Annotated in this window: 19 protein-coding genes; 8 read left to right on the top strand and 11 right to left on the bottom strand. The window is 70.4% G+C overall.

Translation table 11 applies throughout. From position 1 onward, the window contains the following. The first annotated feature begins 175 nt into the window (after positions 1 to 175). Positions 176 to 586 carry a rodlin gene (locus ACIPJI_RS08410; RefSeq protein ID WP_402245158.1) on the top strand — a complete coding sequence of 137 codons (411 nt, stop codon included), beginning with the start codon at positions 176 to 178 and terminating at the stop codon, positions 584 to 586. A gap of 70 nt (positions 587 to 656) precedes the next feature. Here ACIPJI_RS08410 and ACIPJI_RS08405 read toward each other — a convergent pair whose 3' ends face one another. Continuing rightward, positions 657 to 1,289, bottom strand: a complete 633-nt coding sequence (locus ACIPJI_RS08405) for a vitamin K epoxide reductase family protein (protein WP_356623502.1) — start codon at positions 1,287 to 1,289, stop codon at positions 657 to 659. A 166-nt stretch (positions 1,290 to 1,455) separates the two neighbouring features. Here ACIPJI_RS08405 and ACIPJI_RS08400 point away from each other — a divergent pair, with 166 nt between their 5' ends. Continuing rightward, positions 1,456 to 1,866 carry a rodlin gene (locus tag ACIPJI_RS08400; protein WP_356623503.1) on the top strand — a complete coding sequence of 137 codons (411 nt, stop codon included), beginning with the start codon at positions 1,456 to 1,458 and terminating at the stop codon, positions 1,864 to 1,866. Between the two features lie 211 nt (positions 1,867 to 2,077). Here the strand turns inward: ACIPJI_RS08400 and ACIPJI_RS08395 are convergent, their stop codons facing one another. Next, complete coding sequence (locus tag ACIPJI_RS08395; RefSeq protein ID WP_402245156.1) at positions 2,078 to 2,920, bottom strand: putative protein N(5)-glutamine methyltransferase; 843 nt, start codon at positions 2,918 to 2,920, stop codon at positions 2,078 to 2,080. Between the two features lie 361 nt (positions 2,921 to 3,281). Between ACIPJI_RS08395 and ACIPJI_RS08390 the strand changes: the two genes are divergently transcribed. Together ACIPJI_RS08390 and ACIPJI_RS08385 are read left to right on the top strand one after the other, a co-directional pair. Beyond that, positions 3,282 to 4,493: a pyridoxal phosphate-dependent aminotransferase gene (locus ACIPJI_RS08390; RefSeq protein ID WP_356623506.1), complete on the top strand. Its 1,212-nt coding sequence runs from the start codon at positions 3,282 to 3,284 to the stop codon at positions 4,491 to 4,493. Between the two features lie 101 nt (positions 4,494 to 4,594). After that, complete coding sequence (locus ACIPJI_RS08385; RefSeq protein WP_307708007.1) at positions 4,595 to 4,981, top strand: hypothetical protein; 387 nt, start codon at positions 4,595 to 4,597, stop codon at positions 4,979 to 4,981. Positions 4,982 to 5,153: 172 nt separating this feature from the next. On the opposite strand, the gene ACIPJI_RS08380 is transcribed toward ACIPJI_RS08385, so the two are convergent. Both ACIPJI_RS08380 and ACIPJI_RS08375 read right to left on the bottom strand, forming a co-directional pair. Beyond that, complete coding sequence (locus ACIPJI_RS08380; protein WP_402245154.1) at positions 5,154 to 6,890, bottom strand: Ig-like domain repeat protein; 1,737 nt, start codon at positions 6,888 to 6,890, stop codon at positions 5,154 to 5,156. 219 nt (positions 6,891 to 7,109) lie between these two features. After that, entirely contained in the window at positions 7,110 to 8,930 is a 1,821-nt protein-coding gene (locus tag ACIPJI_RS08375) for a phosphoenolpyruvate carboxykinase (GTP) (RefSeq protein WP_356623509.1), read from the bottom strand. 207 nt (positions 8,931 to 9,137) lie between these two features. Between ACIPJI_RS08375 and ACIPJI_RS08370 the strand changes: the two genes are divergently transcribed. The 4 genes from ACIPJI_RS08370 to ACIPJI_RS08355 all read left to right on the top strand — a co-directional run bounded on the left by ACIPJI_RS08370 (position 9,138) and on the right by ACIPJI_RS08355 (position 13,881). Next, entirely contained in the window at positions 9,138 to 9,815 is a 678-nt protein-coding gene (locus tag ACIPJI_RS08370; RefSeq protein WP_356623510.1) for a hemolysin III family protein, read from the top strand. Between the two features lie 139 nt (positions 9,816 to 9,954). Beyond that, complete coding sequence (locus ACIPJI_RS08365; RefSeq protein WP_402245783.1) at positions 9,955 to 11,421, top strand: MFS transporter; 1,467 nt, start codon at positions 9,955 to 9,957, stop codon at positions 11,419 to 11,421. Positions 11,422 to 11,426: 5 nt separating this feature from the next. Beyond that, positions 11,427 to 12,050, top strand: coding sequence for a TetR/AcrR family transcriptional regulator (locus ACIPJI_RS08360; protein ID WP_402245152.1), 624 nt, complete (start codon positions 11,427 to 11,429; stop codon positions 12,048 to 12,050). Between the two features lie 76 nt (positions 12,051 to 12,126). Continuing rightward, positions 12,127 to 13,881: an NlpC/P60 family protein gene (locus ACIPJI_RS08355; protein ID WP_402245150.1), complete on the top strand. Its 1,755-nt coding sequence runs from the start codon at positions 12,127 to 12,129 to the stop codon at positions 13,879 to 13,881. Positions 13,882 to 14,013: 132 nt separating this feature from the next. Here ACIPJI_RS08355 and ACIPJI_RS08350 read toward each other — a convergent pair whose 3' ends face one another. From ACIPJI_RS08350 to ACIPJI_RS08320, 7 genes are all read right to left on the bottom strand, one after another. Then, entirely contained in the window at positions 14,014 to 16,392 is a 2,379-nt protein-coding gene (locus tag ACIPJI_RS08350) for a galactose oxidase-like domain-containing protein (RefSeq protein WP_402245781.1), read from the bottom strand. 117 nt (positions 16,393 to 16,509) lie between these two features. Next, positions 16,510 to 17,715: a glycosyltransferase family 2 protein gene (locus tag ACIPJI_RS08345; protein WP_356623513.1), complete on the bottom strand. Its 1,206-nt coding sequence runs from the start codon at positions 17,713 to 17,715 to the stop codon at positions 16,510 to 16,512. After that, positions 17,712 to 19,388 carry an ArnT family glycosyltransferase gene (locus tag ACIPJI_RS08340; RefSeq protein WP_402245148.1) on the bottom strand — a complete coding sequence of 559 codons (1,677 nt, stop codon included), beginning with the start codon at positions 19,386 to 19,388 and terminating at the stop codon, positions 17,712 to 17,714. Before ACIPJI_RS08340 ends, ACIPJI_RS08345 begins: the two co-directional genes overlap by 4 nt. Then, on the bottom strand, positions 19,385 to 20,656 hold the full coding sequence (locus tag ACIPJI_RS08335; protein WP_356623515.1) for a glycosyltransferase: 1,272 nt from the start codon (positions 20,654 to 20,656) through the stop codon (positions 19,385 to 19,387). The genes ACIPJI_RS08340 and ACIPJI_RS08335 overlap by 4 nt, the downstream gene beginning before the upstream one ends. 168 nt (positions 20,657 to 20,824) lie before the next feature. Continuing rightward, positions 20,825 to 22,843, bottom strand: a complete 2,019-nt coding sequence (locus ACIPJI_RS08330; RefSeq protein WP_402245146.1) for a thioredoxin domain-containing protein — start codon at positions 22,841 to 22,843, stop codon at positions 20,825 to 20,827. A 204-nt stretch (positions 22,844 to 23,047) separates the two neighbouring features. Then, positions 23,048 to 23,602 (bottom strand): dihydrofolate reductase family protein, encoded by a 555-nt coding sequence (locus ACIPJI_RS08325; RefSeq protein ID WP_356623517.1) that lies wholly within the window; start codon positions 23,600 to 23,602, stop codon positions 23,048 to 23,050. 112 nt (positions 23,603 to 23,714) lie between these two features. Then, positions 23,715 to 24,416 (bottom strand): helix-turn-helix domain-containing protein, encoded by a 702-nt coding sequence (locus tag ACIPJI_RS08320; RefSeq protein ID WP_356623518.1) that lies wholly within the window; start codon positions 24,414 to 24,416, stop codon positions 23,715 to 23,717. Positions 24,417 to 24,573: the final 157 nt, after the last annotated feature.

The raw sequence follows: 24,573 nt of genomic DNA, 5'->3' as shown, positions 1-24,573 counted from the left end.
CCCGCTGACGACGCGCGGCGGGGCCGCCCCGCCCTCCGGCATGCCTTACGCGGATCCGCCGGACACCAGCCCTGCTGGACAGGGCCGTTGGAGTGAATCGAAAGAACCAAACGCTTCAACTCTGGTTGTCCAGGGCGCTCCATCGGCGGGCACACAAGCAACAGAAGGACAGAGAATGCTGAAGAAGGTTACGGCTACGGCAGCGCTGGCGCTCTCCGTGGCGGCCGCAGGCGCATCCATGGCGCCGCAGGCGATGGCCCTCGGCAACGACGGCGGCACCACCTCGCTGAGCGGCAACGGCGCGACGCAGAGCTACGGCAACTCCGCCACGCTCGGCACCATGAGCCCGCAGCTCAGCCTCGTCCAGGGTTCGCTCAACAAGCCCTGCGTCGGCCTGCCGGCCAAGGCGAACGTCGGCTCCCTCGTCGGTGCCGTCCCGGTCGCCGTCCAGGACGTGCCGGTCCTGTCCGCCCCGCAGAACCAGCAGTGCGTCGAGAACTCCACCCAGGCAAAGGGTGACGAGCCCCTGTCGCACATCCTCAACGACATCCCGGTCCTGTCGGGCAACGGCTCGGCCATCGACTAGTCGCGCCTGTGCGTCAGGGACCCCGGCGGCCATCGGCCGCCGGGGTCCTCCGTTTCGCCCTTCGGCCGGGTCAGGACGTCCAGAAGTCCCACCAGCGGGTCAGGATCAGCATGCCGATCACACCGGTGTGCAGGACGGGCAGCACCCAGGTGAACTCGTCGAGGAAACCGCGCAGCCAGGCCGGCGCGGGCAGCAGTCCGTGGCGGACGTTGTGCGAGGTCACGTACCAGAACATGAAGATCGTGGCGACCCAGGCCAGCGAGCACCACAGGCACAGTGCGTTGATCTCGTACAGGGACTGGTACTGCAGCCAGGTGCAGAAGCCCACGCCGAAGAGACAGCCGGCGTTCAGCCCGAGCCAGTACGCCCGCCCGAAGCGGGCGCCGGCCAGCAGAGCCATGCCGATGCCGATCACCACCGAGTACGTCGCCAGGCCTAGCATCGGGTTGGGGAAGCCGAAGGCCGTCGCCTGGTCGCTCTCCATGACACTGCCGCACGACACCACGGGGTTGAGGCTGCAGCCCGGCGTGAAGCCCGGGTCCTCAGCCAACTTGATCTTGTCGATCGTGATCACCCACGCCGAGAGCAGTCCCGCCGCACCCGTGGCGACGAGCAGCCATGCGAGGGACCGGCTGCCGCCGACCCCCTCCTTGACGGCCCGTCGCCTGCCTTTCTCCGCGGCGGACACCGGCCCGGTCGACATAATTGTCATATTGAATTCACCGATCGGATCGCTTACAGGGCCGCCAATTGTGCACCAGCCGACCACCCGTTACGACAGATGAGTGAACCCCCGGAACCTAAGCGGGCGCACACAGTTGATCAGGCTGCTCCGCGTTCGGGTGTTCATAGCGAAAAGGGACAAGTAAGTGATTAAGAAGATTCTGACGACGGCCATGGTCACCGCATCGATGGCGGGTGCGGGTGCAATGATGGCTCCCCAGGCTCTGGCTCTCGGCAACGACGGCGGCACCAACTCCGCGAGCGGCAACTTCGCCTCGCAGGAGTACGGCAACTTGGCCACTTACGGCAACATGAGCCCGCAGATGAGCCTCGTCCAGGGCTCGCTCAACAAGCCCTGCATCGGCCTGCCGGCCAAGGCCAACGTCGGCTCCCTCGTCGGTGCCGTCCCGGTCGCCGTCCAGGACGTGCCGGTCCTGTCCGCCCCGCAGAACCAGCAGTGCGTCGAGAACTCCACCCAGGCAAAGGGTGACGAGCCGTTGTCGCACATCCTCAGCGACATCCCGGTCCTGTCCGGCAACGGCTCGGCCGTCGACTAGTCACCCCCTCCCCGGTACGCCCCCGAGCGCGACCCGCGCCCGGGGGCGCTGCCTTGCCCCTGGACGGATGAACAGCGGCGCCAAGGAATTCGGGACAGAAAACCGGAACAGGTTCGAAGAATGAGCCGCGCGATATCCGAGTGACGTTCCCAGCCACCGGCCCGGCAGACTCCCCGGCGGGAAGCAGATCGTCCAGGTTCTGCGGTGAACGTCAATCGGCCCGCGTGGGGTCCGCGCCGGCGCCGTGCCGCGGCCGCGTCCCGATGACGACGGTGGCGTCCAGGTCCTCGCAGACGGCCACCTCCGCCTCGAGTCCGTGGCGGGTGAAGGCGGCCACGGTGGAGGGTGCCTGCCGCTCGCTGGTCTCGATGAGCAGGGACCCGCCGGGCGCCAGCCACCGGCCGGCCCGCGCGGTCACCCGCCGCTGGATGTCGAGTCCGTCGGCACCGCCGTCGAGGGCCACCAAGGGCTCGAAGTCGCGGGCCTCGGGCGGCAGCAGCCCGATCTCGCCGGTGGGTACGTACGGGGCGTTGGCGATGAGCACATCGACCCGGCCGGCCAGCGCGGGCGGCAGCGGGTCGTAGAGGTCCCCCTGGTGGACCCGGCCGCCGACGGGCTCGACGTTGCGCCGGGCGCACCGCACGGCGGCGGGCTCGATGTCGGCGGCGTGCAGCTCACCGGCGCCGATGGCGCGCAGCACCGCCGCCCCCAGCGCTCCGGAACCGCAGCACAGGTCGACGACGACGGGGCGGGGCGGGGCGAGGGCGATGGCACGGCCGACGAGGAACTCGCTGCGGCGCCGGGGCACGAAGACCCCGGGGTCGACGGCCACGCGCACGCCGCAGAACTCGGCCCAGCCGAGCACGTGCTCCAAGGGGAGGCCGACGATCCGCCGCTCGACCATGGCGGCCAGTTCGTGGTGGTCGCGGGCGGCGGAGATCAGCAGATCCGCCTCGTCCTCGGCGAAGACGCAGCCCGCGGAGCGGAGCGCGGAGACGACGGAGGAGACGGAGGAGACGGAGGAAGGGGACGGGTTCAGCTCGGAGACCGACATGAAAGCCTTTCGGGGGCACCGACGGGGGCGCCCTCGCGGTCACCTGTGCCCGGTGGACCGTACGGCTGTGGGAGAGAGCGCCCAGCCTGCTACTGCGGGAATGGGTCTCACCTCCTCGGTCGTGGCACCGCTCCCGGATCGCCGGGAGCACTGCTCGGGCGAGCCACCTTACCGGAAGGTGACGAGGGCAACACCCATGCCACCGACTCCTGGATTCACAGGCGTCCGGCCTTCCTCGCCCCGGTTTCGAAGGGGCCGCGACCGTGCCACCCGGTGAGCAACAAAGCAGACATTCACGCCGTGCACCCGGTGGCCCAAAAACGCGGAGCGATCAGCGTTATGCGCCCGTAAGCTCACAGACATGCAGGTGATCCAGTCCACGAAGCTCGCAAACGTCTGTTACGAAATCCGGGGCCCGGTCCTCGAGGAGGCAATGCGGCTCGAAGCGGCAGGTCATCGCATCCTCAAGCTGAACACCGGCAACCCGGCCGCCTTCGGGTTCGAGTGCCCGCCGGAGATCCTCGAGGACATCCTCCGCAACCTCAGCACCGCCCATGGTTACGGCGACGCGAAGGGGCTGCTGTCCGCACGTCGGGCGGTGATGCAGCACTACCAGACCAAGGGCATCGAGCTCGGCGTCGAGGACATCTATCTGGGCAACGGCGTCTCCGAGCTGATCCAGATGTCGATGCAGGCGCTGCTCGACGACGGCGACGAGGTACTCGTACCGGCGCCCGACTACCCGCTGTGGACGGCGTCGGTGTCGCTGTCCGGCGGCACGGCCGTGCACTACCGGTGCGACGAGCAGTCCGACTGGATGCCCGACCTCGCGGACATCGAGCGCAAGATCACCGACCGCACCAAGGCGATCGTGATCATCAACCCGAACAACCCGACGGGCGCCGTCTACGACGACGAGATGCTGCGCAGCCTCACCGAGATCGCCCGGCGCCACAATCTGGTCGTCTGCTCCGACGAGATCTACGACCGGATCCTGTACGACGGCGCGACCCACACCCCCACCGCCGCCCTCGCCCCGGACCTGATGGTCCTCACCTTCAACGGGCTGTCCAAGAACTACCGGGTTGCCGGTTACCGGGCCGGCTGGATGGCGGTCTGCGGCCCCAAGGCGCACGCCTCCTCGTACATCGAGGGACTGACGATCCTCGCCAACATGCGGCTGTGCGCCAACATGCCCTCGCAGCACGCGGTGGCCACGGCGCTCGGCGGAAGGCAGTCGATCGAGGAGCTGGTGCTGCCGGGCGGACGGATCCTGGAGCAGCGGGACGTCGCGTACGACCTGCTGACGCAGATCCCCGGGGTGACCTGTGTGAAGCCGAAGGGGGCCCTCTATCTGTTCCCGCGGCTCGACCCCAAGGTCTACAAGATCAATGACGACCGGCAGATGGTGCTGGACCTGCTGCGGGCCGAGAAGATCATGGTCGTCCACGGCACGGGCTTCAACTGGCCGGAGCCGGACCACTTCCGGATCGTGACCCTGCCGACCGCGAAGGACCTGGCGGACGCCGTGACCCGGATCGGCACGTTCCTGGACGGATACGGACAGCCGTAGGGCGTCGCCGGGGCACCGGCCACGGGACTCCCGAAGCGACTCAACTTTAGACTCGATCCAATGTAGGATGGTCTCCTGACTGTGAGCAGGAGGCCATCCCCATGTACGAGCCGATCCGCACCAAGTCGGTCCACTCGATGGCCGACGAGGCGCAGTACCCCCACCGCAGCCGCGAAGAGGAGCTGGACATCCAGCTGGCCGGTCACCTCGCCGCACTCCTGGCCGTGACCGACGAACTGGGCCTCGACCAGGCGGCGGACGCCATCGCCGAGCAGGTCTCGAGGCTGCGCGGCGCACCGCCGGCCCGCCACGCGGGCCTCAGTGGCGCCGACCCGGCCGACCTGCACCGGCGCGCTCTCGCGCTCGCCGGCCGCGCCCTGGTCGTCGCCGCCTCGCGCGCCGACACCGCCGCCGCGATCCTCTCCGCCGAGCGGATGGACGCGCACACCGCCGCGCTCAAGGACCAGCATCTGGTCGGCGCCCCCTGACGGCCCCGGCCCTCCCCCGCGGCCTAGGCGCGGGAGGGGCCCCTCCGGGGAGGCTGCGGACAGGGTGCCACTTGTTCGCGTCGGCGCCTGACCTGAGGGATTTTGCTGACGTGTGCCGTACCCCGGTGCTCCGGGGTACGGCACACCTATGTCCGGGCTCAGCTGTCCGGGCTCAGCGCGTGACGAACACCGTCGCCGACGCCTCGCTGCCGGTGTGCAGGTCGTCGCCTCCGTACGACACCGTGTACGTCACGTCGCGCCGTGCGCGCGGCATGTCCTTGACCGTGAAGGTGCCGTCGGCCGCGACCGGCACCGACGACAGGCTGCCCGTGCCCAGCCGGTCCGTGCGTTCGACCGCGAGGGTGGCGCCGGCGGGGAGCGCCCGCCCCTGGGCGGTCAGCTTGCCGGTGATCGTGACGCCGACGCTCATCGACGCCTCAGCCGGGGCGGTGAGGGAGACCGACGTCGGGGCCTTCGCCACGTCGATCGTGAGCGAGACGTCCTCGGCCGGCCGGTGGGTCATGTCGCCGAGGAAGGAGACCGTGTAGGTCGCGTTGCCGACCGTGTCGGGCACGTCCAGCACCGTGAAGGTCCCGTCCGCCGCCACCTCGGCCTCTGCGAGCTTGCGCGTGCCGTCGGCCGTGGTGCGTACGGCGCTGACCCTGACGGGCTCGGTCGGCGCGGTGCCGTCGAGTTCGAGGCGGCCGCGGATGCCGACCGGTTCGCCGACGACGGCCTGTCCCGGGGTGTGGGTCAGCGCGCCGGAGAAGCGGGAGTCGTACTGTGCGGCCGGCGGCTGCACGATGTGCAGCCAGAAGGCGTTGCCGTACGCGTTGGTGGTGACGGCGAACAGCCGGGAACCGTCCTTCGACCAGTCCAGACCGCGCGGCACGATCCGGTTGCCGTCGAGGTCACCCTCGAACGCGAACTCCATGGCCGTCGTGCCGTTCGCCGGGTCGGCCGGCTGGATCAGCAGGTCGGGGGTGCTGCCCGCGGCCGAGGCGCCACGCGCCACGAACTTCCCGTCACCGCTGAAGGCGACGGCCGACGCGGTCGCGCCTGCGGGCAGCGGCTGATAGCCGGTGCCGGCGTCGCTCAGATCGCCGGAGTTCAGCAGGCGGGTGCCGTATGCGGCATCCGCGACCGCGAGGCGCTTGCCGTCCGCGCTGACGGCGATGTCCTTCAGTTCCAGCGCTCCCTTGCCCGCCGCGTCCGCGAAACGGCGGGAGTCGCCACGCACCGGGGAGTCGCCGGAGGTGTCGAACGAGGTGAGGAACGGGTCGGGCGCGACCGGCCCCTTGGCCTGACCCATGAACAGCCGGTCCGCCGCTCCGTCACCGGTCGCCAGCAGCAGCTTGCCCGCGGCGTTCCAGTTGGTGCGTGTGTGCACCCCGTTGACCACCGAGTCCAGGTCCGTCCGGTTCTGGTCACAGTAGAAGTCGTTGGAGGCGAGGGTGCTGGTGTGCCAGCGCTTGGTTCCGGTGACCGCGAGCTCCCGACCGCAGGAGTCCTGGTAGGCGGCGGTGCGGCCGGTCTCCTGGAGGGTCAAGGTGTCGTAGGCGAAGACGCCCTCGCGCTGGCCCACGTACAGGGTGGCCGCGTCCTCGCTCAGCGCGAGACCGGAGGCGCGGGTGGCGGTGTAGAACAGACCGACTTGCCGCCCCTGGAAGTCGTAGGCCACGACCATGCCCCCGTAGTGGGCGTATCCCGCCTTGTCGGAGACGAAGACGCGCTGGTTCTGCGAGTCGACCACCATGTCGGAGAACGAGGAGACCGGCAGCTTTGCGACCACGTCGGACGCCTCGCTCGCGTGCGCGGCGGGCGCCGCGAGGACCATGCCGCTGCCGCTGACGACGGCGGCCGCCACCATGGCGGCGATACGTCGTCCGGTGTGCTGAAACGTGCTCAACTATGCCCCCCACAGGCTCAGTTCATCGTTGAACGTGAAGATCCCATGGAACATGTGAGCGAGGTGTGAGCACAAGGCGCCGCGCCACGAAACATCAAAGGTTTCGGCCCCCGGAGCCTGAGGGGACTCCGGGGGCCGTTCACACGTGACGGGTCGTTCGTGACCCCCACTGGTCAGGGCGGATGTCGGGGCGCCCCGCCACGCGGCCTACGGGGTGGCTCAGCCGAGGCGGGCCACCAGTGCGCGGTACTCGTCCCACAGCTCCTTGGGCGTGTGGTCGCCGAAGGTGTTGAGGTGCTCGGGAACCAGAGCGGCCTCCTCGCGCCAGACCTCGGTGTCGACCTTGAGCAGGAACTCGAGGTCCTCCTCCGGCATCTCCAGGCCCTCGGTGTCGAGCGCGTCGCGCGTCGGCAGGATGCCGATCGGCGTCTCGACACCCTCGGCCTTTCCCTCGAGGCGCTCCACGATCCACTTCAGCACGCGGCTGTTCTCACCGAAGCCGGGCCAGACGAACTTGCCGGCGTCGTTCTTGCGGAACCAGTTCACGTAGTAGATCTTCGGCAGCTTGGACGCGTCCGCATCGGCGCCGACCTTGAGCCAGTGGGCCATGTAGTCGCCCATGTTGTAGCCGCAGAACGGCAGCATGGCGAACGGGTCGCGGCGCAGCTCGCCGACCTTGCCCTCGGCGGCGGCGGTCTTCTCGGAGGCGACGTTCGCGCCCAGGAAGACGCCGTGCTGCCAGTTGAAGGACTCGGTCACCAGCGGGACCGCGGAGGCGCGGCGGCCGCCGAAGAGGATCGCCGAGATCGGCACACCCTTCGGGTCCTCCCACTCCGGCGCGGCGATCGGGCACTGCGAGGCCGGGACGGTGAAGCGGGCGTTGGGGTGGGCGGCCGGGGTCGCGGACTCGGGCGTCCAGTCGTTGCCCTTCCAGTCCGTGAGGTGGGCCGGGGGCTCCTCGGTCATGCCCTCCCACCACACGTCGCCGTCGTCGGTGAGCGCGACGTTGGTGAAGACGGCGTTGCCCCAGAGCGTCTTCATGGCGTTGGCGTTGGTGTGCTCACCGGTGCCGGGCGCGACGCCGAAGAAGCCCGCCTCCGGGTTGATCGCGTAGAGGCGGCCGTCCTCACCGAAGCGCATCCAGGCGATGTCGTCGCCGATGGTCTCGACCGTCCAGCCGGAGATCGTGGGCTCCAGCATGGCGAGGTTGGTCTTGCCGCAGGCGGACGGGAACGCGGCGGCCACGTACTTGGACTCTCCCTGCGGCGGGGTGAGCTTGAGGATCAGCATGTGCTCGGCGAGCCAGCCCTCGTCGCGGGCCATGACGGACGCGATGCGCAGCGCGTAGCACTTCTTTCCGAGCAGGGCGTTGCCGCCGTAGCCGGAGCCGTAGGACCAGATCTCCCGGGTCTCGGGGAAGTGCGAGATGTACTTGGTGGAGTTGCACGGCCACGGGACGTCGGCCTCGCCCTCCGCCAGGGGCGCGCCCAGCGTGTGGACTGCCTTGACGAAGAAGCCGTCGGTGCCGAGCTCGTCGAGGACGGGCTGCCCCATACGGGTCATGGTGCGCATGGACACGGCGACGTACGCGGAGTCGGTGATCTCGACGCCGATCGCGGACAGCGGCGAGCCGAGCGGGCCCATGCAGAAGGGCACGACGTACATCGTGCGGCCCTTCATCGAGCCGCGGAAGATCCCCTTCTCACCGGCGAAGATCTCCTTCATCTCCGCCGGGGCCTTCCAGTGGTTCGTCGGGCCGGCGTCCTCCTCCTTCTCGGAGCAGATGAAGGTGCGGTCCTCGACACGGGCGACGTCGGACGGGTCGGACGCGGCGTAGTAGGAGTTGGGGCGCTTGATCGGGTCCAGTTTCTTGAACGTGCCCTTGGCCACCAGCTCCTCGGCCAGCCGCTCGTACTCGGCCTCCGAGCCGTCGCACCAGACGATGTTGTCCGGCTGCGTGATAGCTGCGATCTCGTCGACCCAGGAAATGAGCTCCTGGTGATGGGTGGGGACGCTGGGAGCCGCGATGTCGCGCGCCACGATCGCTCCTAAGTGAGGGTTTGTTTGGTTTGTGCCCCGTGGGGGCCGCGACCCGGATGCTTCGTACCTACTTTTGGCTGGCGCTCATCCGGTGCCGACCGCACTCATCTGATCATCGATGCCGAATGCCCATATGTCCAGAGGCCCTCTCACGTGAGCATCGCCACTCGTCACGGTTACCTACGGTTGCGTAGGTAGCATTCGGGCATGACTGCAGCCACGCCCGAAGTGACCGAACTGGACCCGCCCCCGGTGAAACCGAGGCTGCGCGGATGGCTGCACGCAGGAATGTTCCCCGCCGTGGTGATCGCCGGGATCGCCCTCACCGCACTGGCGGACTCGACCAAGGCCAAGATCGCCTGCGGCGTCTACGTGGTGACCGCGTGCCTGCTCTTCGGCGTCAGCGCGCTCTACCACCGCGGCAACTGGGGCCCGCGCGCCACGGCCGTGCTGCGCCGACTGGACCACGCCAACATCTTCCTGATCATCGCGGGCACCTACACGCCGCTCACGCTGCTCCTGCTGCCCGCGTCCACCGGGCGGGTGCTGCTGTGGGCGGTCTGGGGGGCGGCGGTCGCCGGGATCGCCTTCCGGGTGTTCTGGGTCGGCGCTCCGCGCTGGCTGTACACGCCCTGCTACATAGCGATGGGCTGGGCCGCGGTGTTCTTCCTCCCCGACTTCATGCGCGCGGGCGGCGTCGCCGTGCTCGTGCTGGTGATCGTCGGCGGGCTGCTCTACAGCGCGGGCGGCGTGATCTACGGACTCAAGCGACCGAACCCGTCGCCGCGCTGGTTCGGCTTCCACGAGGTGTTCCACTCCCTCACGCTCGCGGCGTTCATCGTCCACTACGTGGGGATCTCGCTGGTGGCGTACCAGCACTCCTGAGCGGGGACGCCGGCTCAAGGACACAACCAAATATTGACGCTCACCTCTTTTTGAGAGTTACTGTCACTTGACACTCACTCTCCGAAGGAGGTGCGTCGTGTCCGCACCCGACCCCCGGCGCTGGTGGGCACTGGCCGCGATGGTCGCGAGCCTGCTCGTCCTCGGCTTCGACATGACCATCCTGAACGTGGCCCTGCCGGCCATGGCGGAACAGCTCGGCGCCACCACCGGAGAGCAGCAGTGGATGGCGGACGGCTATGTCGTGGTCTTCGCCGCCCTGATGCTCCCCGCCGGGCTCGTCGGCGACCGGTTCGGCCGCCGGCGGATGCTGGTGACGGGCCTGGGCGTCTTCCTGGGCGGCTCACTCCTCGGCGCGCTCGCCGACGACGTCACCACCGTCATCGCCGCACGCGCCGCCATGGGCGTCGGCGCCGCCTTCGTGATGCCGCTCAGCATGGCCGTCGTACCGTCACTGTTCGCCGGCCAGGAGCGGGCCAAGGCCGTCGGCATCGTCACCGCCGCCTCCGCTCTCGGACTGCCGCTCGGGCCGGTCGTCGGCGGCTGGCTGCTCGACCACTTCTGGTGGGGCTCCGTCTTCGTCGTGAACATCCCGATGGTCGCGATCGGGATCACCGCCTGCCTGTTCCTGCTGCCGGAGACCCGCGACCCCTCGGCGCCCAGGGTCGGCGTCCTGGCCACCGCGCTGACCGCCACCGGTCTCGGCGCGCTGATCTACGGGATCATCGAGGCGCCCGTCCGCGGCTGGACGGACCCGGTGGTCCTCGGCGCCCTCGCCGCCGCCGCGGTGCTGATCGCGGCCCTCGTCGTACGGGAGAAGCGCGCCGCGCGGCCCATGCTCGACATGGTGCTCCTCGCCGACCGCTCGTTCCTGCTCAACACCCTGACCGTGACACTGGCGATGTTCGTGCTCGCGGGGCTGATGTTCGTGCTGCCGCCGTATCTGCAGGCCGTCCTCGGGAACGACGCCTTCGGCACCGGGGTGCGGATGCTGCCGCTGATGGGCGGGCTGATCGTCGCCGCGAAGGGCAGCGCCCCGCTGGCCGAACGGTTCGGCGCCCGCTCCGTGGTCACCGCCGGCCTCGTCGTCCTCGCCTTCGCGGGCTTCCTCGGCAGCCGCGTCACCCTGGAGAGCGGTTACGGCTTCACCGCGCTGTGGCTCTCGGTCGCCGGGCTCGGCTTCGGCTTCTCGATGGTGCCCGCGATGACGGCCGCCATCGACGCCCTGCCGCCGGACCGCGCGGGCTCCGGCTCCGGACTGCTGGCGACCGTACGCCAAGTCGGCAGCGCGATCGGGATCGCGCTCATCGGGTCGCTGCTGGCGGCCGTCTACGAGAACCGGCTGCCGGCCGGTGCGCCCGACGCGGCCGGTGACTCCGTGGTCGCCGCGCATCTGCTGGGCGACCCGGCGCTCACCGCGGCGGCGGACGCCGCGTACGCGAGGGGCATGGGTGTGGTGCTGCTGGTCTCCGGGATCGCCGCGCTGATCACCGCGCTCCTCGCGGCGGCCCTGCTGCCGAGGCCGGGGAGCACCCCGGCCGCCGTGACCGCGGACGTGGCAGGGGCGGCGGCGGATGCCCGACAATGACGACCATGGCCGCCACCGCACCTCTCCCGTTCGAGCAGCACCAGCCCCCGATGGGGCTGCGGGAGCGCAAGAAGCTCAAGACCCGTATCGCGATCCGCAAGGCCATGTACCGGCTGATCGCCGAGCAGGGGTACGACGCGACCACGGTCGAGCAGATCGCGGCGGCGGCGGAGGTCTCTCCTTCCACGGTCTTCCGTTACTTCCCCACCAAGGAAGACATCGTCCTCACCGACGAGTTCGACCCGGTCATGCAAGCGTTGTTGCGGGCCCGGCCGGCGGACGAACCGCCGCTCGAGTCCTTGCGGATCATCCTGTCCGGCGCCGTCGCCGCGATCCTCGAGAACGAGCCCGAGGAGATGCAGCTGCGCACCCGTCTCATGCTGGAGGTCCCCGCCCTGCGGGCCCGGATGACGGAGACGATGGCGGACACCTCTCAGCTGCTCGCCCGCCCGATCGCCGACCGGGCGGGCCGGGAACCGGACGACCTGGAGGTACGGGTCTTCACCGCCGCCGTCATGGCCGCGCTGCGCGAGGCCCTGATCCACTGGGGCGAGCGCGGCCAGCAGGACGACCTGGTCGCTCTCGTGGACCGCACGCTGGACGTGCTCGAAGGCGGCCTGCGGCTCTGATCGCCGGGCAGCGGTGGGAAGTTGCCCCTCCGGGGCCACCGTACCGGGCGGCGATCCGCTGCCCGATCATGACTGCATGTCGAACACCTCACGGCGTGGACTTCTCGCCGTCTTCGCCGCCTCCGCCGCTGCCGTCCCGCTCGGCGCTCTGACCGCCGCCCCGGCCCGCGCCGCGGGGCCGGCCCAGGTCGCCGCGCCGCTCGCGGCCCCGGCCGGCCTCGGCACCGCCCGATCGTCCGTGACGCAGGCCCCGCTGGACGCCTCGTACTTCACCCGGCTGACGCTGCACACTCCGCTCACCGCCGCCGTGCTGCCGGGGACCCCGGCACGTACCGAGGTCACCTCCGGCGGCGAACGCGTCGCGCTGCTGACCCATGGCGCGCGGACCGTCGTACTGCCCGGCCCGGAACGGACGTTCACCGAGAACAAGAAGCCGTACGCGGACGACTTCGGCCGCACCCTGCCGGACCTGTCGCTGCCGGCGGCACAGCGCCGCTACTGGGGAAACACGCCCGGCGGCGGCAGCTGGTCCACCCTCGGGCCCGACGAGAGCGACTACTCGGTCGCGCCCGGCGCCGGCGTCATCACCCTCACCACCGACCACGCGAGCCGCCACGCCGGCGTGCGCGACGACGGCATCACCGATGTCGACGTGCGTTCCGTGGCCCGGTTCGACAAGGTGCCGACCGGTCAGGCCTGCTCGTACGCGCTGTCCTTCGGCTATCAGAGCACCCACGACAACTACCGTGCCCGGCTGTCGTTCCTCACCTCGGGCGCGGTCGAACTGCGCGTCGAGAAGGAGGTCGCCGACAACGTCACCCAACTGGCCTCCGCCCTCACGCTCGCCACCGGTGTGCCCGCCGGGACCGACTGGACGATCCGGGTGCGCCGTGAAGGCACCCGCATCAGGGCCAAGGCATGGCGCTCGGATCTCGCGGAGCCGTCCGCCTGGGCCGTCGACGTCAGCGACGCCACGTTCGGCGCCGGGCGGGTCGGCCTGCGGGCACTGGCCAACAGCGGCTGCACCAATCTGCCCGTCAGGCTGACCGTCAGCCGCTTCCAGGTCGACGCCGCCACATGGGAGGCGCCGCCCAGCGTCACGCACCGCGACTGGGTGAGGGTGTTGCCGCAGCCGTTCGACGGGACCTGGACACCGGAGCTCGAGCAGACGATACGCGGCTGGGCCGGCTCCACCGCTCCGGACGTTCTCGCCTACGCGGCCATGTTCCTGACCGGCGCCCCGGCCGTCACCAGCGGGGCGGGACCGACCAAGGACAAGCAGGTGCTGGGCGAGGCCGGGTACGGCTACCTGGACCCGCGGGGCGACCGCTACGAAGGCGCCGACTTCCACGAGTACATGAACCTCGGCTGGACCTCCCCCGACGGCACCTGGACGGGGCCGTCCGGCAAGCAGGTCGGCAACCTCGACTGCTCGGGCTACACGCGCATGGTCTACGGCTACCACCTGGGCGTGCCGCTGGCCGCGGGCGAGGACACGTCGGGCACCCGGCTCCCGCGCAGGTCCCGGGACATGGCCGACCACGCGCCCGGCGTCCGCATCGACCGGACCGACGGCACCCGGCCGCCCGCCGCGACGCAGTTGCAACCCGGTGACCTCCTCCTGTTCAACGCCGACTCCGGTGACGACGCCGTGACGGCCACGGTCGACCACGTCGGCATCTATCTGGGCGAGGACCAGGCCGGCCGGCGCCGCTTCCTGTCCAGCCGCAAGACGGTCGACGGGCCGACGATGTCCGACCTGGGCGGCGCGTCGCTGCTCGACGGCACGGGCACGTACGCCAGGACACTGCACACCGTGCACCGCATCTGACGCCGCGTCGGCGCCCTCCCCGGCCCCGGGGGCGGCGCCGGCCCGATCGCAGGCCGACAGAGGGCGGGTGGTCCGGGCCCTGCCCGCCGATCGGCGGGCAGGGCCGGGACCGCGTGGCTCACCGGCAGTCGCTCACCTCCTGCGCACGTCCCCCTTCCCGCACGCCACACCGTCCCGGTTCGGGTCGAGCCGCAGGGGGTCGTCCGCGCCGTTGACCTTCAGGCGGCCGTAGTCGTGCGTGGCCAGCCAGGCGCACCGGGCGGCCGTCGTGCGGGCCACCGTCTTCGGGAAGGTGGTCGGGACGCAGACGCCCGCGTTGCCGTAGTGGCGGTCGCAGCCCGCGATCTGCGGATCCACCGCCACCGAACTCCGTTTCTTCAACGGCTTCTTCGGCGCCCGCGCCAGATCGTCCGCGAAGTCGTGGACATGGGCGGAGGGATGGTCCGCCGCCGCCCGCGCCATGGCGGGCGGGCCGCCGAGATGCACCCACCGGGCCACCGACGGTACGCCGTTCGCGTCGACCGCGAAGAGCATGTACCAGCCCGGCGGTGCCAGGTTCGGGTTGCTGGTGACGTTCAGGTCGACGTTGTTGCCGTCGACCGTCATCGGCAGGTCCACGAACCGCTGGTTGGGGTCGGACGAGTGCGTGACCGCCGCCGGGCGGATCAGCTCCGCCTTCGCGATCGGCCGGTCGACGGTGATCCGCTGGGTGTCGCCGTACGTCCACTGCCCGTCGATCACCGAAGTGATCTGCGGCCGCGCCCCCTTGAGCAGGTACGGCGGCGTGTAGATCGACACGTTGTGGTTGTAGGTGCCGTTGCCGGGGTTGTCGCCGACCGACATGACGCGGCCGTCGGGCAGCAGGAAGGAGGAGGAGTGGTAGCCGCGCGGGACCGGGTCGGTCGCGAGCCCCGCCTCGTAGGTGCCCGTCACCGGGTCGAAGAACGACGCCTCGTACACCGGGTCGGCCCGGTCGTGCAGGGCGCCGCCGGTCTCGAAGACCTTGCCGTCGGGCAGCAGTACCGCGGAGACGTACATCTTGCCCTCCGCGCCCGTCTGCGGGCGTCGGCCGAGGCCCTGGTCGACCTCGCCCTGCGGCAGCGGCGGGCCGTGCACGTACGCGGGGTTCGGCTCCTTGAGGTCGATGATGTCGGTGAAGCGGTTGGCGACCGGATTGGTCTCGTTGTTGCCGCCGCCGATCGTCAGCACCCGCTGATCCTGCGCGGGCGGCAGCAGCACGCTCGCCGACTCGTCGCGTTCGTCCTTGGCCTGGAGGCCGGGGACGTCGGTGATGGTGTTGGCCTCGTAGTCGTAGATCGAGGCGCCGGTGCCCGGGGTGCCGTTGCCGAAGGTGTGGCTGCCGGAGTAGAAGAGGCGGCCGTCCTGCATGAGGATCATCGACGGGTACAGGCCCCAGTACGACCAGGTCTGGTTGACCTCGTTCATCGGGAGCCACTTGTTCTGGGCGGCGGAGAACTTCTCCGCGGTCACATTGCCGGTCGAGTCCTCCTTCAGACCGCCGAAGGAGATGACGTCACCGTTGCCGAGGATGGTCGCCGACGGGTACCAGTGGCCGCCGTTCATGTCGTTCGTGCGGGTGTAGGTCTCGGTCTCCGGGTCGAAGACGAACGAGTCCTTCAGGCCCTGGTAGCCGATCGACCCGTCCGCCGAGGGGTAGCCCTTGTTGCCGGACATGATCAGGATCTTGCCGTCCTGGAGCTGCACATGGCCCGCGCAGAACATGTCGACCGGCGTGGGAATCGTCTTGAAGGTGCCGGTCGCCGGATCGTGGACGGCCGAGGTGAAGGTGCCCGCCTCGAAGAGTGCCGGGTCGTTGCCCGAGCCGGCGATGACGAGGACCTTGCCGTTGTGCATGACCACCGAGTGCATGGAGCGCACCGGGTTCCGCACCGGAAGGACGTCCCAGCGGCCCTTGAGGCACTCCTGCGGCGTGCCTGTGCAGGTGGGCTCCGGAGCCGGGACCGACACCTCCTCCATCACGTAGTCGTCGGTGGTGACCGAGCCCGTGCCGTACACGGACACGCCCCACGCGATCCGGTCGGTGCCCGGCGGGACGGCGGGGGTGCGGACCTCGGCGCGCCGGTAACCGGCGCTCATCTCGAGGGTCTTCAGGTCCGTCCAGTACTGCCAGCCGGCCGTGGTGTCGTGCCGGAAGAGCGTGACGGAGGCGTCGGGAGTGGTCGACCTGTACCAGAGCGACAGGTCGTACTGCCGGTCCGGCGTCACCTGCGGCGCGCAGGCCGTGGTCTCGGTGATCAGGGCCTTGCGGTCGCCGTCGGCACGCCGGGTCAGCGAGACCTTCATCGCCTTGGTGCCGGAGTGCGCGTCGGCGACCGTCTCGAACGTGAAGTCGTTGTCCCCCCAGCCGGACTTGGACCAGCAGGCGGGCATGTCACCCGTGCCCGCCGTCTCGAAGCCGGGGTTGGAGATCAGGTTGGGCGGACCGGCCTGGGCCGTCTGCGGGACGGACATCAGCAGCGCCGTGGTCATGGCGCCGACGGCGAGCAGGGCGGTCCTGCGTCTGCGTCGGCGGGAGATCCGGAGCGGTGGCGGCATGAGCGGGTTCCCTTCGTGCGGCTCTCTTCCGGGCGATGTCGGCGGGGTGGTTCAGGAGCTGGTGACCCGCACGTCCGGCCGGGCGGCGTGCGGGGCGCTCTTCCTGCGCGGCAGATAGACCAGCGCCTCCGTCGCGGCGAAGCGCACGACGAACGTGGTCAGCAGCGCGAGCGCCGTCGCCGGGAGCACCGCCATGTCCAGCCAGGCCACGAACAGCGCGATCAGCGGGATCCGCAGCAGCAGATCGGCGTTGGCCAGCAGCGCGAAGCGGCCGGCCCGGTCCGCCCAGTGCCGGTGGCGTCTGCGGTCGCGGAACAGCAGCACCTCGATGAGCAGGAAGTTCCAGGCCACACCGAACTGGTTGGCCACGATCTCGGCCGGCAGGTAGTGCATGCCGGCGCCGGTCAGCAGATGCAGTGCGAAGAGGTTGGGCACGAAGCCGGTCAGCCCGATCAGACCGAACGCGACCATCCTGGCCATCGCGGACGCGGTGCGCAGCCCGGTGAGATGACCGAGGAACCGCATGCCCTCCTTCGCCGTCGACTTCGACTCGCCGGCGAACCGGTCCTGGAAGACGAACGGCACCTCGGCGACCGTCTCCGGGCGGCAGCGCACCGCCAGTTCCAGCAGGATCTTGTAGCCGAGCGGCTTCAGCGCGTCGGCCGTCACCACACTGCGCCGGATCGCGAAGAAGCCGCTCATCGGATCGCTGATCCCGCGCAGCCGCCGGGGGAACAGTGCCTTGGTCAGCCAGGTCGCGCCGCGCGAGACGGCGATACGGTAACCGCCGGCGAGGCCCTCGCGGCTGCCGCCGCTGATGTAGCGGCTGGCGACGACCAGGTCCGCGCCCGCGCGTTCGCCCGCCGCGACCAGGTCCGGTACCAGGGCGGGGGGATGCTGGAGATCGGCGTCCATGACGACGATCCAGTCGGAGCCCGCCCTCCGCATGCCTTCGACGACGGCCCCGCCGAGCCCGCCGTCCGGGGTGTCCCGGTGCAGCACACCGACCGGGAACGGGCAGTCCTGCGCCGCGCTGCGGATCACGTCCGGGGTGTCGTCGGTCGAGTCGTCGACGAACAGCACCTCGCAGGGCAGCCGGGACGGCACCGAGTCGGTGACTCTGCGCAGCAGTTCACGGATGTTGCCGGACTCGTTGTAGGTGGGGACGACGATGGTGACGGCGCCGGGCTCGGCGACCTGGGTAGCACTCAGCTCCGGATCGCCGAGTTCCTCGGCGCCCGTACGGGGGGTGGTCACAGCTCGCCTCCAGCGATCCTGCGGATCTCGATACGGTCCTCGCCCGTGCCGAAGACGGCGACCGGCGTCGAGTGTTCGAGCGCGGACTTGACGTTGGGCAGGTCGACGGCGTCACGCCGTACGGTCGGTGACGACACGACGTAGTCGAGGTCGCGCCAGCCGCGCGGCATCGTCTTCGCCACCGCCGGGTCGAGGTCCGCCTTGTAGAACCAGATCGCCCCGGTGCCGGGCTCGAAACCGTCGTGCACGAGATCCAGCCAGAGGGCGTCGTCGACGAGGACGCGGGTGTCGGCCGGGTCGTCGACCTCGTTCTGCATCCAGGCGGCCGCGGCACGGTAGGGGGCGTTGGCGTCGACGGTGAGCGCGGCCCGGTTGCCGTCGTACCAGCGGGGAGCGACGTATCCGACTGCCGCCACGGCCAGCAGCGTTGCCGCGGTGAGGCGTGCGGCGCGCGCCCGGGCGGGCGGGGTGGACAGGCCCGGCCGGGTGGGTCCCGCGCCCAGGCTGCCGCGGCGCAGCACGGCGTGGGCCACGCTGGCCGCCGCGGCCGCCAGGACCAGTGCGAGGAACGGGAGCGCCTGAATCACGTACATCGCCGGGAGATAGCCCGAGGGCCGCATGGCGACGACCGCGAGGATCGCCACCACCAGCGCCGGGCCGGCGAGTGCCCGTGCCGTGACCGACCAGCGGACCGTGGCGAGCAGCAGTGCGGCGCCGGCCAGTCCGCCGAGGGGCAGCACGGAGTCGTAGTAGAGCCAGGAGGTGAGGACCCCGTGGGAGCCGGTGCCCTCGTCGAGGATGAACCCGGAGCCGGGCCGGCTCATCTGGTAGGTGATGCCGTCGATCAGCGACACATGGCCGGCGCCGGGGAACAGCTCGCTGTTCAGCAGCGCGTACAGCGGATACGACAGGCCGATCAGCGCGCAGGCCGTGATCGCTCCGGTCACCGCGAACTTACGGGTGTCGCGGTGGCTGTGCCGCCACATCGTCACCAGCAGCGCGGGCAGCACGACCAGCATGGTCTCCTTGGTCAGCACGGAGACGGCGGCGGTGAGCCCCGCGGCGAAGTGGTGCCACAGATGCCGGCTGGGCGACGCGGCCAGGCAGAACGCCAGCAGCATCCACATCACGGCGATGTTGTCGAGGAAGATCTCGCGCTGCAGCACGACGGAGAGCGGCGACAGACCGAAGAGGGCCATCGCGAGGCCCGCCGCCCATCGCGGCAGGAACAGCCGGCGTGCCAGCACGTACAGCAGCACCGCGCACGCCGCGCTGACCGCCAGCATCGCGAACCGCATGGAGGCGACGCTCATCGTCTCGGGTGCGATCAGCGAGGGTATCCAGGTCAGGAACGCTATCTGGATCCAGCCGAGCGGCGGATGGTCGTACCAGTACGTGTAGTGGGCGAGCCCGTCGCCCTGCTGGACCGCCCACGCCTGGGCGAGGTAGGTGCCCTCGTCGTCGCTGAGTGTCGGGAACTGGGTGATGTTCCAGCCCTGGACGAGCAGGATCACGCACAGCAGCGCGCCGCACAGCAGCAGGTCGGGCCGCGAACTGCGGAACCGCACGACCGGGCGGACGTGCGCGGGCGCGGCGGTGGTGGCCTTCGCCTTCGCGGGCGCGGCGGATACCGGCTCGGTGGCTTCAGGGGCCGGAGGCAGGGTGGTGGTCATCGGCGGGCGGCCTCTCTGGTTCCGGACGCCTCGGTGAGGTGCGCGCCGACATGGCTGGTGAGCTCCCACTCGTTACGGCCGCGCTGCTCCCGCCAGACCGCGCGCACGGCGGCGCCGGCGAGCAGGACCTGGTAGAAGGGGCCGCCGACGACGAGCTTGACGTAGTGGATCGCACGGACCCGCAGGCCGTACTGCTTGCCGAAGTCGTGCAGTCCGACGATCTCGAAGACGAAGGTGACCATCGCCGTGATCAGCGGCAGGAAGGTCACGATGGCGACCCCCACCGGGACGTCGAGGAAGAGCGCGATGGCGACGTTGATCGGGATGACCACACCCGAGTACGCCTGAAGGAACGGCGTCATCAGGGTGTAGCGGGCCAGCATGCGCTGCCCGCGCCCGGGCAGCTGCTTCCAGTCCTTCTTCCGGTAGACCTGGAGGAACCCCTGGTTCCAGCGGGTGCGCTGCTTGAGCAGGCTCATCAGGGTGCCCGGGGTCTCCTCCCGGGTGACCATGTCGCTGTCGTAGGCGACGACGACCTTCTTGCCGACGGACGACAGCCGCACGCCCAGGTCGCAGTCCTCCGCGAGGCAGTTCGGGTCCCAGCCGCCGGCCTCACGCAGCACCGGGGTGCGTACGAAGACGGTGTTGCCGCCGAGCGGGATGAAGCCCTTCTGCGCGTGCAGGTGGAGCCGGCTGCGGAACCAGAAGAAGTACTCCAGGCAGTTGCGCAGGCTGTACCAGCTGGAATGGAAGTTGATCAGCTGCACCCCGCCCTGCACCACGTCGGCGCCGGTGGAGGTGAAGGCGTGGTCGACGTGGGCCAGCAGCTCCGGGTGGACCTGGTCCTCGGCGTCGAACACCCCGACGATGTCGCCGCGGCAGTGCGGCAGTGCCGTGTTGAGCGCCTTCGGTTTGTTCTTGGTCTCGTGCGTGTCGGTGATGACCCGCACCCGGACCGGATCGCGGGCGGCGGCGCGTTCGGCGACCGCGGCGGTCTCCGGGTCGTCGTGTCCGACGATGACGATGATCTCGAAGTTGGAGTGGCTGGACTCCAGCAGCCGCTCGATGGTGTGCTCCAGCACCGCCTGCTCGTGGCGGGCCGGCAGCAGCAGCGAGAACGAGAGACCGACCCCTCCGTCGGGCCGGTCGAACCGTGTCGCCGCGAGAGTCTCCGGCGTACGCCAGGCGTGCATCTGCCACCACAGCGTGAACGCCGCCATCCAGAAGAGCGCCACCGAAATGGCAGCAACGAACAGCGATATGAGCATGAATGGCCCCCCTGCCACAGCGCCGCGGCAGGACCCCCCTGACCGTCGGCACATACTTCCCCCACGCGCGTCACTCCCCAGTACGCGCGCCGATGCATCTGCGTTCAGGACAATAGAGGCGGAGGATTTCGTTCCGGAGCCTGACGGTTAAATTCGGCTTTTCTCGCCTCAGTCGGTGAGTTTCCGGGCAAGTTCTGTTGCGTTTGTGGTCGGTGAATCGCACACGAAACCACGGCAGACGTACGCGGCCGAACTGCTGTTCACCAAAGGACGGTCCCGCAGCAGCGGGAACTCGTCGCTGTCCGGCTCCCCCACCGCGACCGCCGCCCCCGGCGCCGTGCCCATCAACGCCGTCAGATGCAGCTCCCGCGTCGCCGGGTCGCCCTGCGGGCCGACGACCGCCACCTCGCGCGGCCCGTCGAGCAGTGCCTCCGCGACCGCGAGACCCCAGCCGATGAACCGCGGGGCACGCGGCCCGAGCGCCTTCACCACGCCCAGGGCCTCCTCCGCAGCGGTGCGATGGACCTCCGAGCCGGTGTGCGCGGCGTACGTCAGCAGCGCGCCGGCCGCCGCCGACCAGCCCGAGGGAGCGGCGTTGTCCGTGGGGTCCTGCGGGCGGCGGATCAAGGGCTCCGCGTCGTGGGCGGTGTCGTACAGCTGGCCGCCCTCCCCCCGGAACCGGTCGATCACCATGTCGAGCAGGAACCCGGCGAATTCAAGCCAGGCCCCTTCGCCGCCGACCGCCGCCAGCGCGAGGAAGCCCTCGGCGACGTCCGCGTAGTCCTCCAGCACCCCGGCGTTGTCCCCGGCCCGCCCGTCCTTGGACGTCCGGTGCAGGCGCACACCACCGGCCTCGAAGTCCATGTGCAGCCTCACCAGCAGGTCGGCGGCCTCCGTCGCCCGCTCGACGAGGTCCGGCCGGCCGAAATACGCACCGGTCTCGGCGAGGGCGGCGACGGCGAGCCCGTTCCAGGCGGCCACGATCTTGTCGTCGCGGCCGGGACGCGGACGCTCCTCGCGGGCCGCGAGCAGCCGGGCGCGCAAGTCCGCGTCCGGTTCGCCGACGGGCAGTTGCAGCACCGACGCACCTTCCTCGAAGGTGCCCTCCTCGGTCACCGCGAAGAGCTCCGCCGCCCGTGCCCCGTCCTCGTCGCCGAGCACCTCGCGCAGCTGCGCGGGTGTCCACACGTAGAACGCGCCCTCGGCGTGACCGCCGTCCGCCGTGTCGCTGTCCGCGTCCAGCGCGGAGGCGAACCCGCCCTCGGCGGTGCGCAGTTCGCGCACCATGAAGTCGGCGGTCTCCAGCGCGACGCGCTTGGCGAGATCACTGCCGGTGGCACGCCACAGGTGGGCGTACACCCGGCACAGCAGGGCGTTGTCGTACAGCATCTTCTCGAAGTGGGGCACGACCCACTCGCGGTCCACCGAGTAGCGCGCGAAGCCGCCGCCTAGCTGGTCGTAGAGCCCGCCCCGGGCCATCGCCTCGCCGGTGTGGGCGGCCATCTCCAGTGCCCCTTCCCCACCGGTGCGGGCATGGTGCCGCAGCAGGAACTCGATCACCATCGACGGCGGGAACTTGGGCGCACCGCCGAAGCCGCCGTGCCGCTCGTCGTAGTCCCTGGCCAGCCCGAGCAGCGCCTGGGCGAGCTCGTCCTCCCCAGGGGCGCCCTGCCCACCGTGGGCGAGCGAACGCCCGGCCAGGTCACGGCTGATCTTCTGCGCCACCTCGGCCACCTCGTCCGGGCGGCCGGTCCAGGCGTCGCTGACGCCCTCCAGCACCTGCCGGAAGGACGGCATGCCGTGGCGGGGCTCGGGCGGGAAGTAGGTCCCGAAGTAGAACGGCTCCCCGTCGGCCGTCATCCACACGGACATCGGCCAGCCGCCCTGCCCGGTCGCGGCCTGCACGGCCTCCATGTAGACGGCGTCGACATCCGGCCGCTCCTCACGGTCGACCTTGATGTTGACGAAGTGCTCGTTCATGTACGCGGCGGTCCGGGCGTCCTCGAAGCTCTCGTGCGCGAGCACATGACACCAGTGGCAGGAGCTGTATCCCACGCTGAGGAACACGGGCACGTTGCGCCGCCGCGCCTCGTCGAAGGCTGCGGGCTCCCACTGCCACCAGTCGACGGGGTTGTCGGCGTGCTGGAGGAGGTAGGGGGACGTGGCCTGCGCAAGTCGGTTCGCCATACCTCCATCCTTGCGCACGGGGGCCGGGGACGCGGAGTGCCACCGCGGAGGCGTGGCGGCGGCCCTCACCGCCGGCGGTCCGGTCAGGGGCGCCGGTGTCGTCCCTACATCCCGGCCCGGAAGGTCAGCGCCCAGGCCGTGGCACCCTTCACCGTCGAGGTCGACCTCGGCGTGCTCTGAACGCGCGCCGGCGAACCCGCCCGCTCAGCGCGCCGGGCGGTAGGTCGCGATGATCACGCCGCTGCTGGTCGGCTCGGCGCTCACCAGCTCCAGCTTCTTCATCGCGGCGTCGTCCGCGAACAGCTTCTTGCGCCCCTCGCCGGCCACTACCGGGTGGATCAGCAGGACCAGCTCGTCCAGCAGGTCCTGCTCCAGCAGCGAGCGAACCAGTGTCGGGCTGCCGGCGACGGTGATGTCCTTGCCCTCGCCCGACCTGAGCTCGTTGACCGCGGCCACGAGATCACCCTTGACCAGCGTGCTGTTCGCCCAGTCGTCGACGCCGTCCAGCGTCGAGGAGAACACGTACTTCGGCGATTCGTTGATCCACTTGGCGAAGCCGGCGTCCTCGCCGCTGGTCACGGTGGGCCAGTACCCGGCCCATTCGGTGAACGTCACCCGACCCAGCAGGATCGTGTCGGCCGTCTCCAGCGTGTTGGCCAGGGCGGCGCCCATCTCCTCGTCGAACGCGAACTGCCACTCGTTCGGGGCCTGTGCGACACCGTCGAGCGAGATGAACAGACCCGAGACAACCTTGCGCATGATTCCTCCATGATGAGTGCGGAGTCCGCCGCCCGTCCCGGCCCCGACGGCGCTCCGGCCGGGACGGGCCGACCCCTTCGGCCACGTCGTGAACACTAGGCCGGGCCGGGACTCAGGTCTTGTACAGAAGCGACAGCGGCTCCGCGCCGTCCGGGAGGCTCAGCCGAGTGGCGGTCCGGCCGATGTACCGGCTCAAGGACCGTGCGAGGTGCGGCTGGTCGAAGTACCCCAGCCGGTGGACGACGTCCTGGACCGGCACCCCCTCCTGGACCAGTACCGCCGCCTGCCGTGCGCGCTGGATCTGCCGGACGGCGCCCTGTGTCAGACCGGTCGCCGCGACGAAACGCCGCTGCAGGGTGCGGTCGGAGACGTCCGGGCGAGCGCCGCCGAGCACAGCGGGCACGATCGGGTCCTGGTCCACGATCCCCTTCCGCACCATCCGAAGGACGAACGCCTCCGCGTTGTCGTAGTCCGGCACGTGCCAGGCCGAACCCTTCAGCCACAGCGAACGTCGCGTCACGTCGGGGATCTCCGCGTTGCCGCCCACCAGACTGCTCACGGGGATGTGCGGCATCGAGGTACCCAGCGCGAAACTGATCCCGAAGAAGACGGCGTCGTCCGGCACCGGCGCCTGGGACGCCCTCGGCTCCGGGCCCAGCACGGCGGCCTGCGTCCGCCCCTGGTGCTCCCAGAACACCAGCTCCCAGTGGGACGTCGCGACCGACATCATCCGGGTGACGTCGTCGCTCCGGCTGCGCCACACCCGCTCGATGTACGGCAGCTCCGACGTCCGGCTCTCGATCACCAGACTCATCCCGGTCCCCCTCGCACGGCCCGGATCCCGAAGTCCCGGAATCCCGGAAGAGCCGCCAGTCTGACACCCCGCTCGCCGACTCCGCCGCCGGAACCCCTCGCACTTCCTCCCCGGGGCGACGACACTTGACGGGCCGATACATGGGTAGCGACACGGA

The organism is Streptomyces sp. NPDC086835 (assembly GCF_044745705.1).
Classification (GTDB): domain Bacteria; phylum Actinomycetota; class Actinomycetes; order Streptomycetales; family Streptomycetaceae; genus Streptomyces.
The sequence above is the reverse complement of the archived record's forward strand: the minus strand, read 5'-3'. Positions and strand labels throughout refer to the sequence as shown.

Excerpts from the sequence above, each read along its gene's own strand:
- ACIPJI_RS08410 (WP_402245158.1), top strand. The coding sequence starts at position 176 with ATGCTGAAGAAGGTTACGGCTACGGCAGCGCTGGCGCTCTCCGTGGCG.
- ACIPJI_RS08405 (WP_356623502.1), bottom strand. The coding sequence starts at position 1,289 with ATGTCGACCGGGCCGGTGTCCGCCGCGGAGAAAGGCAGGCGACGGGCC.
- ACIPJI_RS08395 (WP_402245156.1), bottom strand. The coding sequence starts at position 2,920 with ATGTCGGTCTCCGAGCTGAACCCGTCCCCTTCCTCCGTCTCCTCCGTC.
- ACIPJI_RS08390 (WP_356623506.1), top strand. The coding sequence starts at position 3,282 with ATGCAGGTGATCCAGTCCACGAAGCTCGCAAACGTCTGTTACGAAATC.
- ACIPJI_RS08385 (WP_307708007.1), top strand. The coding sequence starts at position 4,595 with ATGTACGAGCCGATCCGCACCAAGTCGGTCCACTCGATGGCCGACGAG.
- ACIPJI_RS08370 (WP_356623510.1), top strand. The coding sequence starts at position 9,138 with ATGACTGCAGCCACGCCCGAAGTGACCGAACTGGACCCGCCCCCGGTG.
- ACIPJI_RS08365 (WP_402245783.1), top strand. The coding sequence starts at position 9,955 with ATGGTCGCGAGCCTGCTCGTCCTCGGCTTCGACATGACCATCCTGAAC.
- ACIPJI_RS08360 (WP_402245152.1), top strand. The coding sequence starts at position 11,427 with ATGGCCGCCACCGCACCTCTCCCGTTCGAGCAGCACCAGCCCCCGATG.
- ACIPJI_RS08355 (WP_402245150.1), top strand. The coding sequence starts at position 12,127 with ATGTCGAACACCTCACGGCGTGGACTTCTCGCCGTCTTCGCCGCCTCC.
- ACIPJI_RS08350 (WP_402245781.1), bottom strand. The coding sequence starts at position 16,392 with ATGACCACGGCGCTGCTGATGTCCGTCCCGCAGACGGCCCAGGCCGGT.
- ACIPJI_RS08340 (WP_402245148.1), bottom strand. The coding sequence starts at position 19,388 with ATGACCACCACCCTGCCTCCGGCCCCTGAAGCCACCGAGCCGGTATCC.
- ACIPJI_RS08335 (WP_356623515.1), bottom strand. The coding sequence starts at position 20,656 with ATGCTCATATCGCTGTTCGTTGCTGCCATTTCGGTGGCGCTCTTCTGG.
- ACIPJI_RS08330 (WP_402245146.1), bottom strand. The coding sequence starts at position 22,843 with ATGGCGAACCGACTTGCGCAGGCCACGTCCCCCTACCTCCTCCAGCAC.
- ACIPJI_RS08325 (WP_356623517.1), bottom strand. The coding sequence starts at position 23,602 with ATGCGCAAGGTTGTCTCGGGTCTGTTCATCTCGCTCGACGGTGTCGCA.
- ACIPJI_RS08320 (WP_356623518.1), bottom strand. The coding sequence starts at position 24,416 with ATGAGTCTGGTGATCGAGAGCCGGACGTCGGAGCTGCCGTACATCGAG.